This window comes from Bacillus sp. LR--39 (genome assembly GCF_053613335.1).
Genome location: NZ_JBSIOT010001233.1, coordinates 1 through 596, shown reverse-complemented (window position 1 = coordinate 596; position 596 = coordinate 1). Strand labels below are relative to the sequence as shown.

1 protein-coding gene is annotated in these 596 nt (G+C 47.8%); it reads right to left on the bottom strand.

The window, feature by feature from the left end; genetic code table 11:
• Positions 1–583: thioredoxin family protein (locus ACWHAR_RS29630; RefSeq protein ID WP_452088760.1), on the bottom strand; the 583-nt coding region annotated here is incomplete at its 3' end.
• Positions 584–596 lie beyond the last annotated feature (13 nt).

Here is a 596-nt window from a genome sequence, read left to right as displayed (position 1 = left end):
CCATCTTCGCAAGAATTTCTTCAAGCGTCATTCGGCCGCTTCCAAAGGATTCGCCGTTCAAGTATACGGTCGGCACAGCCATAATGTTTTTGCTTTCGACTTCTGACTTGTATGCCGCACCGTCGATCATTGTGTGAGAGATGTTCGGGTTGAGCACGCTCATCATGTTCAATGCCTGCACAACATCCGGGCAGTTGTGGCATGTGAGGCTGATATAAGATTCGAAGCGGTACTCGCCGCTGATGTTCTTGATTTGATCGATGATTTTTTGATCGACTTTCGGCGGTCTGCCGCTTACTTGCAAGAGTGCCAGCACCAAAGATGTGAATTCGTGACCGAGCGGAACCCCGGCGAATGTCACGCCTGTATCTTCTTCGGCACGATTGACGCTGAAGCTTGGCGTTCTGTCGAGCTGCGCCTTTTCAACAGTGATTTTTGATGACATGGAAGCCAGCTCTTCTACAAGAGCCAGCATATCCTTAGAGACACTGTCATCGCCTGCACTGACTTTAAGGACGATGTCATTTTCAATCATCTGCATGTATTGGTTTAATTGTGCTTTGATATTTGCTTCAAGTACCAATTGAATGCACTCC